Origin of the sequence: Calditerrivibrio sp. (assembly GCA_026415135.1) — a bacterium.
GTDB lineage: Bacteria > Chrysiogenota > Deferribacteres > Deferribacterales > Calditerrivibrionaceae > Calditerrivibrio.
In genome coordinates, this window is sequence record JAOAHS010000037.1 from 100447 (window position 1) to 114505 (window position 14059).

Annotated in this window: 16 protein-coding genes; 11 read left to right on the forward strand and 5 right to left on the reverse strand. The window is 36.4% G+C overall.

Going from position 1 to position 14059, the window contains the following annotated elements:
• Positions 1-176: 176 nt before the first annotated feature.
• Positions 177-1883: a hypothetical protein gene (locus N3C60_07495; GenBank protein MCX8084744.1), complete on the forward strand. Its 1707-nt coding sequence runs from the start codon at positions 177-179 to the stop codon at positions 1881-1883.
• Positions 1873-2826, forward strand: coding sequence for an ADP-ribosylglycohydrolase family protein (locus tag N3C60_07500; GenBank protein MCX8084745.1), 954 nt, complete (start codon positions 1873-1875; stop codon positions 2824-2826). The genes N3C60_07495 and N3C60_07500 overlap by 11 nt, the downstream gene beginning before the upstream one ends.
• On the opposite strand, the gene larA is transcribed toward N3C60_07500, so the two are convergent.
• The 5 genes from larA to N3C60_07525 are packed head-to-tail and all read right to left on the reverse strand — an operon-like array spanning position 2823 to position 7158.
• Complete coding sequence (gene larA / locus N3C60_07505) at positions 2823-4073, reverse strand: nickel-dependent lactate racemase (GenBank protein MCX8084746.1); 1251 nt, start codon at positions 4071-4073, stop codon at positions 2823-2825. The two genes, N3C60_07500 and larA, sit on opposite strands and share 4 nt — an antisense overlap.
• Before the next feature lies 1 nt (position 4074).
• On the reverse strand, positions 4075-5058 hold the full coding sequence (gene moaA, locus N3C60_07510) for a GTP 3',8-cyclase MoaA (GenBank protein ID MCX8084747.1): 984 nt from the start codon (positions 5056-5058) through the stop codon (positions 4075-4077).
• Positions 5051-5800, reverse strand: coding sequence for a twin-arginine translocase subunit TatC (gene tatC / locus N3C60_07515; protein ID MCX8084748.1), 750 nt, complete (start codon positions 5798-5800; stop codon positions 5051-5053). The genes moaA and tatC overlap by 8 nt, the downstream gene beginning before the upstream one ends.
• Positions 5797-6084, reverse strand: coding sequence for a twin-arginine translocase TatA/TatE family subunit (locus tag N3C60_07520; GenBank protein ID MCX8084749.1), 288 nt, complete (start codon positions 6082-6084; stop codon positions 5797-5799). The genes tatC and N3C60_07520 overlap by 4 nt, the downstream gene beginning before the upstream one ends.
• Positions 6085-6141: 57 nt before the next feature.
• Complete coding sequence (locus N3C60_07525) at positions 6142-7158, reverse strand: L-threonylcarbamoyladenylate synthase (GenBank protein ID MCX8084750.1); 1017 nt, start codon at positions 7156-7158, stop codon at positions 6142-6144.
• Positions 7159-7237: 79 nt separating this feature from the next.
• Here N3C60_07525 and flgB point away from each other — a divergent pair, with 79 nt between their 5' ends.
• From flgB to N3C60_07570, 9 genes are read left to right on the forward strand one after another with little or no spacing between them, the layout of a single operon-like run.
• Positions 7238-7642, forward strand: coding sequence for a flagellar basal body rod protein FlgB (flgB, locus tag N3C60_07530; GenBank protein MCX8084751.1), 405 nt, complete (start codon positions 7238-7240; stop codon positions 7640-7642).
• A 10-nt stretch (positions 7643-7652) separates the two neighbouring features.
• Positions 7653-8057, forward strand: a complete 405-nt coding sequence (gene flgC, locus N3C60_07535) for a flagellar basal body rod protein FlgC (GenBank protein MCX8084752.1) — start codon at positions 7653-7655, stop codon at positions 8055-8057.
• A gap of 55 nt (positions 8058-8112) precedes the next feature.
• Positions 8113-8415 carry a flagellar hook-basal body complex protein FliE gene (gene fliE, locus N3C60_07540; protein MCX8084753.1) on the forward strand — a complete coding sequence of 101 codons (303 nt, stop codon included), beginning with the start codon at positions 8113-8115 and terminating at the stop codon, positions 8413-8415.
• Between the two features lie 7 nt (positions 8416-8422).
• Positions 8423-10087: a flagellar basal-body MS-ring/collar protein FliF gene (gene fliF / locus N3C60_07545; GenBank protein ID MCX8084754.1), complete on the forward strand. Its 1665-nt coding sequence runs from the start codon at positions 8423-8425 to the stop codon at positions 10085-10087.
• 4 nt (positions 10088-10091) lie between these two features.
• On the forward strand, positions 10092-11096 hold the full coding sequence (fliG, locus tag N3C60_07550) for a flagellar motor switch protein FliG (protein ID MCX8084755.1): 1005 nt from the start codon (positions 10092-10094) through the stop codon (positions 11094-11096).
• Positions 11097-11108: 12 nt separating this feature from the next.
• Positions 11109-11873, forward strand: a complete 765-nt coding sequence (locus N3C60_07555) for a FliH/SctL family protein (GenBank protein ID MCX8084756.1) — start codon at positions 11109-11111, stop codon at positions 11871-11873.
• Positions 11851-13155: a flagellar protein export ATPase FliI gene (gene fliI / locus N3C60_07560; protein ID MCX8084757.1), complete on the forward strand. Its 1305-nt coding sequence runs from the start codon at positions 11851-11853 to the stop codon at positions 13153-13155. The genes N3C60_07555 and fliI overlap by 23 nt, the downstream gene beginning before the upstream one ends.
• 4 nt (positions 13156-13159) lie before the next feature.
• Positions 13160-13597: a flagellar FliJ family protein gene (locus tag N3C60_07565; GenBank protein MCX8084758.1), complete on the forward strand. Its 438-nt coding sequence runs from the start codon at positions 13160-13162 to the stop codon at positions 13595-13597.
• Entirely contained in the window at positions 13587-14057 is a 471-nt protein-coding gene (locus N3C60_07570) for a hypothetical protein (GenBank protein ID MCX8084759.1), read from the forward strand. The genes N3C60_07565 and N3C60_07570 overlap by 11 nt, the downstream gene beginning before the upstream one ends.
• Positions 14058-14059: the final 2 nt, after the last annotated feature.

Sequence of the window (14059 nt, forward strand, 5' to 3'; positions counted from 1 at the left end):
TGTTTATACTCCCTGGCAACTAAAATTCCCTGATATTTAAGGTTTATTTTTATGTTATATTAAAGATGAATAACAAAATCATTTGGATATTGTTATTTGTCTACTATTATGTGTGAATCTTTTTAATTTCGGTAAATGAGATTGATTTTTAATACGATTGGATTTATAGAAAAGTTATGGAGAGATATAAGAGTTTAATTGAAAGTCTAAATTTAAAGTACGATCCGAGTGTTGATGGGATTACCTATGTGGCAAAATTCCATTACAAAGGTAACAGGGGATTTTTTCATATTTTTTGTGATACTTTTAATATACTTTTAATAAAGAGTATTCACAAAGATTTTGTCAGAGTTTTGTCTGGTGTAGTCGATTTAGATGACAGGATATTATCCAGAATATCTGATTTTCTATCAAATATCGAACGAAACCACTCTTTTGATCTGATGGTAGAGTTTTCGATCTTTGGGGATGATTTTATAATAAAGGGGTTAAAAGATGATTTAGCTACTAAAGATATGATACCTTTTGGGGAGATAAAAAGTCCTTTAACAGGTGTGGAATATAGTCTTTTTAAAGATTCATCCATCGAAAAAAATCTCTATTCGAACACGATCTTTTCGGGTTTTTTCCCTGATACGCTGACATATTTTACTTCAAGTTTGTTGAAGAAACATTCTGAGATTTTTTCTCCACTTTTTGTACATGCAAACTTTAAAACATATACCCCTTCAATAAAAATTATATTTAATAAGCCCTATTTTAATATGAGAAATGCTTCTATATGGGGTGCTACACTGAATGTTGGAGATTATTTTTATGATATAAATTTTGCACAACATCTTTTTGTAAAAAAAGATTATAAAAAAATCCCAAAACTTGATTCGTATGAGTTGAATATCACTTTTGATGAAATTAAAAGTATTCTTGATGAGATCAGAGAATACTTGGTGAGTTTTGATGATGAAAAGATATTTTCCGAACACTATACACAGCTATTGTCGCTTATTGTTATGTGCGAGGAGATGAATTTTCTACTTTTGATGGGAAGATTATGTTTTCTTCTTGATACATTTAGAGACCTGGATAACACATTGATGTTTATTTATAAAACGAGAAGGCACAACCCTTTGTCCAATTCAAAAATAAAAGTTTGTGAATACTTTGATCTCAACACTGAAGTTAGATTCGTCGAAATACCATCATTCGAGCCTGTAGATGTAGAAGATTTTCTAAAAGAGATCTCATCTATTAAGAGAGTTTTTTATAAGAAAAAGATCTTGGAAGCAGTGGAACATTTGCATAATGGATTGGATGTCAGGGATGAATTATTTGTAATAAGAAACAATCTAATGATAAAAACAAAGGAGATAGTTGATAAGATTGCTTCCAGATTGATGGAAAATATGCAAATAAAGAAAAAAGATGATATCTACTATCTTGAGCTGGATGAAATAAAACAGATTCTTGATAACAATTTTTACGGGAATGTAGCTTTTAATATCTATTTTAGAAAGGCCCAGATGGATCGATTTAAGATACAGTTTGTACCACCTGAGATCTATGAAGGGGATATAGACAGGGTAGAGGAGATTGCTGATAATCTTGTAAAGAGGTTATTTGCTTTGAATACCCATAAGACGGTGACTTTTTTCTATAAGGATGATGTGAAAAACTATAAGATATTACCATCTTCTTCAATAAGTTATGTAGATGAAATAATAAGTTTTGACGGTGTCATAGTAAACAATGTCCCTTTGTTTTCCCATTTTATGGAATTTTGTGCGCTTCAAGGGAAAGCTATCTGGTCTGGGATAAGAATACCTGATAAGGTTTTTAGTGGTAGAGATTTGATACTAAAAAAGGGGGAGATCATTGTTAAGTAACAGTGACGCTGTCTCTGATTGCTTGCATTCAAAAAAAGTGACAGAAGTATTAGGTGAGGTAATTAGAGAAACCTCCGATAGGGTTAAGGGGGTTATTGCTGGTAATATAATTGGTGATATGCTTGGTTTGCCCTTTGAAGGTAAAAGTATAGGTGATTGTAAAAGGCCTATCCTGCTACCACGTGCCCCAGATATATTACTCAAGGAGCATTTACAAAACTATAAATGCGATCTCTATTCCGATGATACCTCTATGTTACTTGCTCTTACTGAATCCCTTTTGGAGAAAGGTTGTGTAGACAAGAAGAACGAATTGATCAAATATCGTCAATGGTTATTTGAGGGTAAATATACTCCTGAAGGTAGAGCTTTTGGGTACGGGAAAACAACTTATAAGGCTGTAGTTGAAGGTGTACCCGCTGGTACAAGAAAAGATAATGGCAATGGTGCTTTGATGAGATCTTCGATTTTATCATGTTTTTTTTATAATAGATCCAATGAGTTTTTGGAAAGAGTTTCCGCTGAGTCCACATCTGTGACCCATGGCCATCCTGTATCTATATTTACCAATATCATTTACAATATCCTTTTAAAGGATCTTATCTTAGGTAAAAACCTTTTAGACGCAATAGAAGATGTTTATAAAAGGTATTACAATTTGATCGAAGATATAAATGAGATATTTTTTGAGCCTCTGTTCTATAAAAATACGGCGTATGTTGTGACTACATTGCAGACTGCTATATGGCTAAATTTGGAATCCCATAGTTTTATGGAGGCTATTTTAAAGGCGGTATATCTTGGCGGAGACGCAGACACAATAGCCGCAGTAACAGGTGCAATTGCTGGGGCTATTTATGGATTTTGTGCTATACCTGAGGAACTCAGGGTTCTTATCAAGCCCGTGTATGAGAAATACAGTTTTCTCACGGAGATATGTTAGTCTATCACAAAGAGATAGTTGTAGCTGGTAGGAACGATGGCCAGACTTTGATTTTTGATTAAGTTTTTTATCTCGTCTATGGATTTGAGCTTTATAAAACCCATTCTTTTTGTATCTTCTTCATTGAAACCTGAAAAAAGGTAACAATTAAAGCGTTCAGTGATACTTCTTAGGTTATAGGCGGTTTGTCTGTTTATCTGATAGTCAAATAAAAGCCTATTAAACATCTCCTTTGAAGATGGAAGATCAAAAAAGTTTTTAAAGTGTTCGTTACCGTATCCGTCTTTACATTCGGCAAAAAAGAATATATTACCACCATCTTTCACAATGTTTGTGATGCGATCCAAAGATTTTTGAGCCTGTACCATATTTATATCTTTTGGGAAGCCACCTGCTGATACAATTACGTTATTATATTTTTCACCTACCCGGATGGAGGTGTATTGTTTTAACTTTTCACAAGCCTCTATATGAGCAGTAAAGAGATCTCCACATGTTAGATCTATTATTTCGTTGTTATCATTTAGGATGGTGTTTATGGAAAAAAAGGTTTTTCCCCTTCTGGCTATCATGATTGCTTCTACTAAATCGTTGTGGACAGGGTTGTTTTTAAGGTTTGCGGTAGTAGCAAAGCGATTTTTACATCTGTTTTCCTCATCTAAGACAAGCTTATGGTTGTGAAGTGCTGTTTTTCGTGCTGCAATGCCGGGGATAATAAGCTTTCTACCTCCACCAAAACCTGCAAAGTAATGGTAACTAACTGATCCTATAGGTATAATGGTGTCTGCTTTTAAATAAGCATTATTTATAAGGATGGGGGTATTATTTCTCGTTTTACCAAAATAAAAGTGTGAGTCTACATCGTCGGGGTTGTGATCTATGATTTTGTGGGAGTACTTTTCATAGATCTGTTCAGTAAGAATCAGTTTTTTTTCATCTTCAGTTAGGCTTCGGTGGGTGCCAATAGCAAAAATAATATTAAAACTTTTATTGTACTGTTCAAAGATATTAAAGAGATACGGTATAAAAATCTCCGCACCAGATTTCCTTGTGATATCTGGTAATATTATAAGGGTATGGTTAGAGTGAGCTATAACCTCTTCTATACCCTCCATTAAAATTGATTCGTTGTTTAGAATGTTCACAATTTTTTCTAAGCTTAAAGGTGATTTTGAGTAGTCTAATGAAAGTATATCAGCGGTATCTATGCCCAGATTTAAAATATCTTTTCCATACCTAATCTGCATTTTAGCCACCTATCTTTGACATGGTTCTTTTAAAGCTTCTGTGGGAACAGTCATCCAAATGGTGCGACCAGTCTTTAAATTCAAGGGATTGTTTTAGTTTTTCTATGAGTGATCCTTCATCCTTTGTTTTGATTGCATCATTTAAATCGATCTCTTTATCGGAGAGTAAGCATGGGCGTAATTTCCCATCTGAAGTAAGCCTTAGTTTATCGCAATCTCCACAAAAATGGTTGGATACTGGAGTGATTATCCCTATCTTGGCACCGTTTGACAACCTGTAGTTAAGTGCTGGTCCTTCGTATTTATGTTTTTCTATCTTCTTTAGCTCAAAATATTTGGCGATCTCATCTATAACTTCTTTACCTTTGATGATGGAATCTTTTGACCATTCACTAAAATTTCCTATCGGCATAAATTCTATAAATCTCACAGTGACGTTGTGTTCGGATGCAAAATCACAAAAATCTATGATTTCATCATCATTAAACCCTTTTATCAGCACGGTGTTTATCTTGATGTTTAGAAAGCCAGCATCCTGAGCTGTTTTTATACCATTTATAATCTCTACTAGGTCAAACCCACCGGTTATTTGCTGGTACCTTTCTGGTCTTAAAGAATCGATACTTACATTTATTCTGTCAAGACCAGCTTTTTTTAGACCATGGGCAAATCTTGATAAAAGTGCCCCATTTGTAGTCAGTGTGAGATCGTCTACGCTCGTATTTTCCCTGAGCATCTTTACAAAATCTACAAGCCCCTTTCTAACAAGAGGCTCCCCTCCGGTGATCCTAACCTTTTTTACGCCCATATTAGTCAATAGCTTTAAAACAAAGAGGATATCTTCGTATCTTAAAATATTTGAGTGATCAGCAAATTTAAAACCATCATGGGGGACACAGTATTTGCATCTGAAATTACATCTATCTGTGATGGATACACGTATATATTTGTATTTTCTTCCGTACTTGTCTGCAAGCTCATTCATAAATGTTAACTTGGTTAGTATCTTTTTTACCAAAGATTTTAGCTATGAATATGCTTATTTCATATAAAAAAAGTAGTGGAATAGCCATCATTATCTGACTGACCACATCCGGTGGAGTAAGGATAGCTGCAATTATGAAGATTCCTACTATGGAATAACCCCTATATTTTTTTAACATTTTATCTGTCACAAGACCTATATTGGCCAGGAAAAAAACAACTACTGGTAGCTCAAAAACTATACCAAATCCCAACATCAGCTTAACTACAAAGGATAGGTACCATGACAATGAAAGGTTTGCACTTATCCCTTCTGATGCGTAAGAAAGGAAAAATTTAAAAGCTATGGGTAACACATATTCATAGCAGAAAAAAGCTCCAGCAAAAAACAATATTGATGCTGAAATTACAAACCCTGAGACATATTTTTTCTCATGGGCATATAGACCTGGTGCTATAAATTTCCATAATTCGTATAGGATATAGGGCATTGAAAAAAAAACGGCAGCCATGAAAGATATCTTTAATTCTGTGATAAAACCCTCAGTTAGTTTTAGCATGGATAATGTTGAGTTTGGGGGCAGGTATATATCCAAAGGTTTTTTTATAAAGGCGAAAAAATAGCTACTTTTCCAGTAGCAGAGGGAAAAGGCTATTGTTAGGGCTACAAGTATCCTGATGAGCCTTTTTCTAAGTTCTTCAAGGTGAGCCATCAAGGGCTGTTCCGTATCTACATGTCTCATTGATCAACCTTTTTCTCTTGCGTATTTTTCTGGGATGACGAATTGCTTTCTTCTGAGGTTTGTTTCCATTTCTCTTCATAAACGGTTTTTAGGTCTTTCTCTTTGGGTTTATCTTCTAAAACATCATCTATTTTAACTGCTTCCTTAAACCCATCCATAGCTCTTCTGAACTCTGCATACCCTTTGCCCAAGGCTTTTGCCACCTCAGGTAGTCTTTTAGGGCCAATTACCACTATAGCTACAACTGCTATTAATAATATTTCTGACAATCCCAAACCGAACATAGTTAACCTCGTATTTTTACCTTTTGAATATGTATCATTTTTTATTCAAAATCAATACTAAAGAACTGGTATTATCCTGGTAGCACCTCTTTCTATTCTATCTTCCAGACTCGACCATAGCCCTTTATATTCTGGTAAAGGTAATACTACAATTTCATCTACAAGAACTTCGACTTTTCTTAAAGTACTAAAAAAAAGTTTCATCGCTTTTTGGGGTTTGTTGCTTAAATTGAATAACAGGATATTTTCCTGATTGTAGGTTATATCATGATCAAAATGTATAATGGCTAAGCGTTTTTCTTTAGAAAGTGTGCTTAATAAGTTATTAAAGTTAGTATGAGAATCGATTTTTTTTATAAAACACAGAGGTAACTTAGGAGCGTAATGTTTATATTTTGTGCCTGGAGAGAGGACTTTGTCTGTTTCCTTGAAAAACGTTGTATCACCAATCACTTTTTCTATCTCTTCCTTTGAGATGGAACCTTTGCGCAGTATAGATGGTGGCATTGTTAAAGGGTTTATTACAGTGGATTCAAGACCCATTTCTGTGAGACCTTCATCTATGATAATGTCCACCTTACCTAAAAGCTCCTGTTTAATATCTTCTACACAGGTACCAGATGGTCTACCGGAGATATTGGCTGATGGTGCCGCGAGGGGTCCTGTTTTTTCTATGAGTTTCAGAGTGAAAAGGTTATTAGGCATTCTCACTGCTATTGTATTCAGTCCTGCGGTAATTATTCTGTTTATATCTCCTTTAGCTTTAAATATGATTGTAAGCGGCCCAGGCCAAAAATGATTTATAAGTTTGACAGAAGGTTCGTTTATTTCCTCTGTTAGTTCTTTGAGCTGTTCCACATTGGCGATATGTACTATGAGGGGGTTATCCTTAGGGCGATCTTTGGCCAAAAAAATCTTTTTTAGTCCCTTTGAGCTGTAGATGGAAGCTGCAATTCCGTATACTGTTTCTGTGGGGATAACAGCTATACCATCGTTTTTTATAACCGATGCCGTTAAGTCTAACGCGGGAAAAAAATTGCTATCTGTAAGTTTTACAATCTCTGTTTCTGACATGATGGGTGAGATTACATCAAAAAATTCCCATCGTCAAGTGGCATAAAATTTGATTAATTATTGTTACAGGAGGCAGATTATGGATATTTTTAATAAAAGTTTGGTGAACGATCTAAGTTATGCATTGAGGGTAAATAGTGTCAAGAATAGTATTTTGGCTAATAATATAGCCAATGTGGATACACCTAAATATAAAGCTAAAAAACTTGAGTTTACTGAGGTTATGCAGGAATATTTTTCCGGTGGATCGAGATTGCCCCTTAAAACAACTAACCATAAGCATATAAAAGGGGGTATAAATATAGATGATCCATCAAGTTTTGTAAGATTACAGAACAATCCATCCCTTCGAAACGATGGTAATGACGTAAATCTTGACTATGAAATGAGTGAAATGGCTAAAAACAGTATCCAATACTCCATGTTTTCCCAGATCATCTCAGGTAAGTTTACTGGTCTTAAATCTGCAATTCAAGGTAGATAGGAGGTAGTTTATGGGCTTTTTTAATATTCTAAATACTGCAGCAACTGGGTTGTCAGCACAAAGGATTAGGGTAAATGTGATCTCTTCAAACCTTGCAAATGTAAATACCACAAAAACAGAAACTGGTGAGCCCTATAGGAGGAAGGATCTTATTTTTAAAGAGGTGTTAGAGGGTAAGTATAAGGGTGGTGTTGTGGTGGAAAAAATTGTGGAAGATAAAAAACCTTTTGTGCTGAAATATGATCCGGGGCATCCTGATGCCAATGAAGAGGGCTATGTTCAGTACCCAAATGTAAATCCCATAGAAGAGATGGTAAATATGATCGAAGCTAGTAGAAGTTATGAGGCAAACGTTACGGTTCTTAATACTGCTAAACAGCTTGCCATGAGGGCCCTTGAGATAGGAAGAGGATAAAAATTTTTGTTGTAAAATAGTAAAAAAATAAATATAATAGTTAGTAAGGTGTGCTATGTCCGAGATAAAGAATATAAGTTTACTACTACCAAACAAATTGACTGAGTCTAAGAATAAAGCAAGTGAAAGTGGTAGTGAAGTCTCTTTTTCTGACATACTTAAAAAAAGTATCGAGCAGGTTAACAACGCCCAATTGGAAGCCAATGAAGCTATAAAAAAAGCGATGTCTGGAGAAAATACTGATATACATGATACCATGATTGCGATTCAGAAAGCGGATGTCTCTTTAAAGCTAATGATGGAGGTAAGAAATAAATTACTTGAAGCTTATCAGGATATAATGAGGACACAGGTGTAGTGTTTAGATGAATCTGAGGGATGTTGCCGAACAGTTTAAGACGGTATTTCAGAAGTTCTCGAGGATACAGCAGATCACAATAATTACGGCTGCTGTAGCTATTTTGCTTTCCATTGTTGTTTTAGTTTATTGGGCTAATAAGCCTGTTTATAAAGTCTTGTTTGCAAACCTGACTCAGGAGGATGCTGCTGAGGTTGTTTCCCGGCTGAAGGCTAAAAAAATCCCATATAACCTCAAGGACGGTGGTAAGACGATAGAGGTGCCAGCGAAAAATGTTTACGAAACAAGGATAGAGTTGGCACAGGAAGGTATCCCAAAAGGTGGTGGTGTAGGATTTGAGCTTTTTGACAAAGCGTCTTTTGGCATTACTGAGTTTGCTCAAAATGTGAATTATCAGAGGGCGCTTCAAGGTGAGCTCTCGAGGACTATTGGTACCTTAGAAGAGGTGGAGGCTGCAAGGGTTCATCTGACGATACCTAAGGATCGTTTGTTCCTCTCTGAAGATACTGAGGCAAAAGCTGCGGTTGTATTAAAATTGAAAAAGGGTGAAACCCTTTCCCGGGAAAAGGTAAAAGCCATTGCTTCCCTTGTTGCTGGTTCTGTTAAAGGGCTAAAAATACAGAATGTGCAGATTGTAGATACTGCTGGAAATCTTTTAAGTGAATCGTTAAGTGAGGAAAATCTTCCCTATGTCAAAACTCAGACTCAGCTTGAGTATCAGAAGAAAGTTGAAAAACTGATAGCTTCTAAAATAAATACTCTTTTGGCTACTACGCTTGGTGAAAATAATGCTGTTGCTCAGGTGACTGCAGAGATAGATTTTGATAAAAAAGAGATCAATAAAGAGGAGTTTGATCAAAACCCTGTGCTCAGGTCCTCCCAAACCATTGAGATTGAGAGCAAGAATACCCCAAATACTCCCCAGGGTCAACCAGGAGTGGAGCCTAATTTGGCTGAACCCAATATTCAGCAACAGGGGACCAATTCCCAGTATACTAAAAATGAGGAAACCCAGAACTTTGAGGTGGGTAGAACTGTTACAAAAGAGGAAAAGTCCATCGGAAGCGTTAAAAGGCTTACGATAGCTGTGGTGGTAAATGATAAGGCTGAGATTGTCAAAGATGGTAAAAAAGAGACAACAAAGTATGTGCCCAGAACAAAAGAGGAGCTGGAAAAGATAAAAGCTTTAGTTGCTAAGGCTGCAGGGTTTGATGAAAAAAGAGGTGATCAGATAGAGGTGACAAATGTCTCTTTTGATACCTCACAAACAACTGAAAGTAAATTAATAGAGAAGGAAAAGATGAATGAGCTCATAATTCAGATTTCAAAATATGTTATGGCTCTCATTATGTTTTTGCTGTTTTATTTCCTTGTGATACGCCCAATCTTGAAAAAGTTGGGAGATATCAAGGAAACTAAAACGGGTGAATTAGCTGCTGTAGGTGATATCCCTATTAAAGGGAGCCAGTTGGATTTGAAATTGGATGACAGTGTAAAGTTTCCTAAGACATTGGAAGAACTGGAGCGGGAGATAGAGTCAGAATTAGAGGAAAAGGTAAATGTGGATGTGGGCTCTGTAAAGACAAAGGTTATGATCAAGAAGATAGAAGAGGCTGTAAAGGAGGACCCAGAGATGTTAGCAAATTTGATAAAAACTTGGATAAAGGATTAGGGCTATGTCAGAGTCTAATATCACTGGTATTCAAAAAGCAGCTATGCTTTTGATCACATTGGGCGATGATCTTTCTGCACAGATAATGAGCCATCTCGATGATGAGGAGGTTCAGGAGATTTCCAAAGAGATAGCTGTGACAAAAGTGGTTCCGCCTGAGGTGGCTGATGCGGTTGTCGAAGAGTTTTACAATATGATGCTTGCTAAAAAGTTTATCGCTAAAGGTGGTTTGGAGTATGCTAAAACTATCCTTACAAAATCTTTGGGGCCTGATAGGGCACGTAAGATCATCGATCGTCTTACTAAGATGCTGGAACAGACGAGTGGTTTTGAGTTTTTGTCAAGGGTCGAGCCCAAACAGCTTGCCAAGTTTATAGCTAATGAACATCCCCAGACCATTGCATTGGTTCTTGCTCATCTTGATCCTTCTCATGCTGCCGAGTCTTTGGCTGAGTTACCTGATGATTTAAAAGCTGAGGTAACGATGAGAATAGCCAACCTTCAAGATATATCTCCATCGGTTGTTAGAACATTGGCAAAAGTCTTGGAAGAAAGGTTTGAATCTATCAGTTCATACAATGTAGAAGTTGGTGGAACGAAAGCTGTTGCGGAAATATTTAATAGATTGGATAAGAATACAAGTAAGGTTATCATGGAGCGTTTGGAGAAGGATGCACCAACACTTGTTTCAAACATTAGGGATATGATGTTTGTATTTGATGATATAAAAAGGCTTAGTAACACTGCAATTCAAGAAATACTCAAAAGAGCAGATAAAAAAGCTCTTACACTTGCTTTAAAGGGTGCTGATGATGAATTGAAAGAAAAGTTTTTTGCTAATATGTCAAAGCGTGGTGTTGAGGCAATGAAAGAGGAGATGGAGTTTATGGGGCCTGTGAAGCTCAAAGATGTTGAGAAGGCTCAGCATGAGATTGTTGAGATAGTAAGGGAGCTTGATAGTGAAGGTCTAGTGAGTATTTCTGGTGGTGAAGAGGATCAGTATGTATAATGAGGGGATCCTGTGGCCAATAGGATTTTAAAATCAGGTGAAAAACGGGTGATAACTCCTTTTGACATGAAGGTTTTTACCCATGCCGAGCGGGGCATATCATCATTTGTATTTAAACCTTTTGAACTAAAAAAGGAGGAACCCCCTAAAAATATTCTAAAGGATACCCTTGAGGAGGAGCTTCGCCCACACTTAAATATTACGGAGGAGGAGTTTGAAGAACAGATAAAAAACGAGTATGAAAGAGGGCTTAAAGAAGGCATCGAAAAAGGGTTTACGGCTGGAAAAGAGGAAGGATTAGCTGAAGGGTATCAAAAGGGATTTTCCGATGCAGAACAACAGCTAACTAAAGAGTACAATGCTAAAAAAGAAGATTATATTAAACTCCTCCAATCAGAACTTCAACATGTTCAGGAATATATAAACAGGCTTCATACATTTATGGATAGTATAGACAAGGATATACCAGATATAATTATCAATTTCATAAATGAAATCATTGGGGTAGAACGAAAAATAAACGATACCCTTATCGTCAATATGATTAAGAAAGCTTTGGGTAAGCTGAAGGATATAGAGATTTCTGATTTTATTGTAAATCCGCGAGATGTAGAGATAGTTAAGGAATATTTTCCTGGTTATAATGTCTTAGGCGATCCTTCGATACTTCAAGGTAGTCTTAAGGTAAAAACAAAGATAGGTGAAGCCGATTTCTCTTTAGAATCTATCTTGAATGACCTTTCAAAAAGTATCCATGAAGAGCTTGGAATCGATTAAGAGGGTTAAACTCTCAAAGGAACTGACGATTTTTGGGAAGGTTACAAAGATCGTTGGTCTTACAATAGAGGCCGATGGCCCCTTGATGGGTATTGGTACCAGATGCCTTATCGAAAATGGATCTAAAAATGGTGTTTTAGCAGAGATTATAGGTTTTAAAGATGATAGAATTGTTCTTATGCCTTATGGCGAAAGTGAAGGTATTGCTCCTGGAAGTAGGGTAAGAAATGTCTCCTATGGTAACAGTGTTAAGGTGACAGAAAAGCTTTTGGGTAGAATCCTTGATGGTTTGGGTAATCCCATAGATGATAAAGGTCCCATAACAGATTTTGAGCTGATGCCGGTTTATAACGAACCTCCAAGACCATTGGACAGGGAGATAATCAAAACAGTTATACCAACTGGTGTGAAGGCAATCGATGGGCTTATTACTGTTGGTAATGGTCAAAGGGTAGGTATTTTTGCTGGTAGCGGTGTAGGTAAGTCTGTTCTTTTGGGGATGATTGCCAGAAATACCACAGCTGAGGTTAATGTAATTGCACTAATAGGGGAGAGGGGTAGAGAAGTAAGGGAGTTTATCGAAAGAGATTTAAGTGAAGAGGGGCTCAAAAGGAGTGTGGTGGTGGTTGCTACAAGTGATCAGTCTCCACTTGTGAGGAAATTGGGTGCGTTTGTTGCTGCGACCATTGCAGAGTATTTTAGAGCTCTTGGAAAAAATGTCATGTTTATGATGGATTCGGTTACAAGATTTGCTATGGCTCAGAGGGAGATTGGGCTTACCGTTGGGGAACCGCCCACGTCAAAAGGTTATACTCCATCTGTGTTCGCACTTTTACCCAAGCTTTTGGAAAGAGCTGGAACAAAAAAGGGTGAAGGTGCGATTACGGGGCTTTATACAGTGCTTGTAGAGGGTGATGATTTAAATGACCCAATAGCTGACAGTGTTAGATCCATTATAGATGGTCATATCGTTCTTAGTAGGCTACTTGCTGCAAGAAACCATTTTCCTGCAATTGATGTACTCATGAGTGCCAGTAGGCTTATGAAGGAGATTGTCAGTGATGAGCATTTCAAAATTGCTGGCATTATGCGGGATCTTATGGCTGCCTATAATGAAGCAGAGGATCTCATAAACATAGGTGCTTATGCAAAAGGGAGTAACAAAAGGATAGATACTGCTATCGCTAAGATAGATGCAATAAACGGTTTTTTAAGGCAGTCGATGGATGAAAGGTATGATTTTGAGACGACGTATGCCCAAATGAAAAAGATAGTGGGTTAAGGTTTTGGATAGAAAGTTTAAATTACAGAAGATCCTTGAATATAGAGAGAAGGTTTTTGAATTAGAAAAACAGAAACTTATCGAACTTCAGAATAGACTGAAGGACTACCGTTTTAAAAGAGAATCTTTATCTAAGGAGATAGAGATAAAAAGGAAAGATGTGGATCTGTTTAGTACTGAAGGTAACTTTGATATGATAGTAATGGCTAACAGATATCTCGATAGATTATATGGGATGTTGCAAAATCTCAATAATATGATAGAATCTTTGAAGAAAGATATAGAAAAGCAAAAAGAAAAGGTTATATCAGCAATGAATGATGTGAAAATCATGGAAAAATTAAAGGAGAAACACAATATAAACTATATTGCTTATCTAAAGAAAGAGGAGATGAAGTTGATAGATGATCTGGTGATTACAAGGAGTGGTAATGAGAGTTAATTTTCTGATATTTTTCTTAGTTTTGATTGCTTTTAGTGTATATGCAGAAGATCAATTGATCAATATCCAAAATCTTCAGAAATCTTTGCAGGCTAAGGAGAAGCAGCTTGCAGAAAAGGAGAAACAACTGAACGAAAAGGAGAAAAAGTTAAAGCTACTGGAGGATGATTTGAAAGCAAAGCAGAAAGAGCTTGAGGATATAAGGGCTTCCTTGCAGAAATTGTATGATGATATTAAGGGTGTGGATGACGAAAATATAGATAAACTTGTGAAAACATTATCAAATACAAAACCTAAGTCTGCAGCTGCTATTTTAGAAAAGATGGAGGAAGGGCAGGCTGTAAAAGTTTTAAAAAAGATGGATAGTAAAAAAGCTGGTAATATAATGACTGCAATGGGTAAAACAAACCCAGAAAAAGCTGCAAAGATCTCAGAGCAATTACTCCCTCCAAAAAAGTAGAA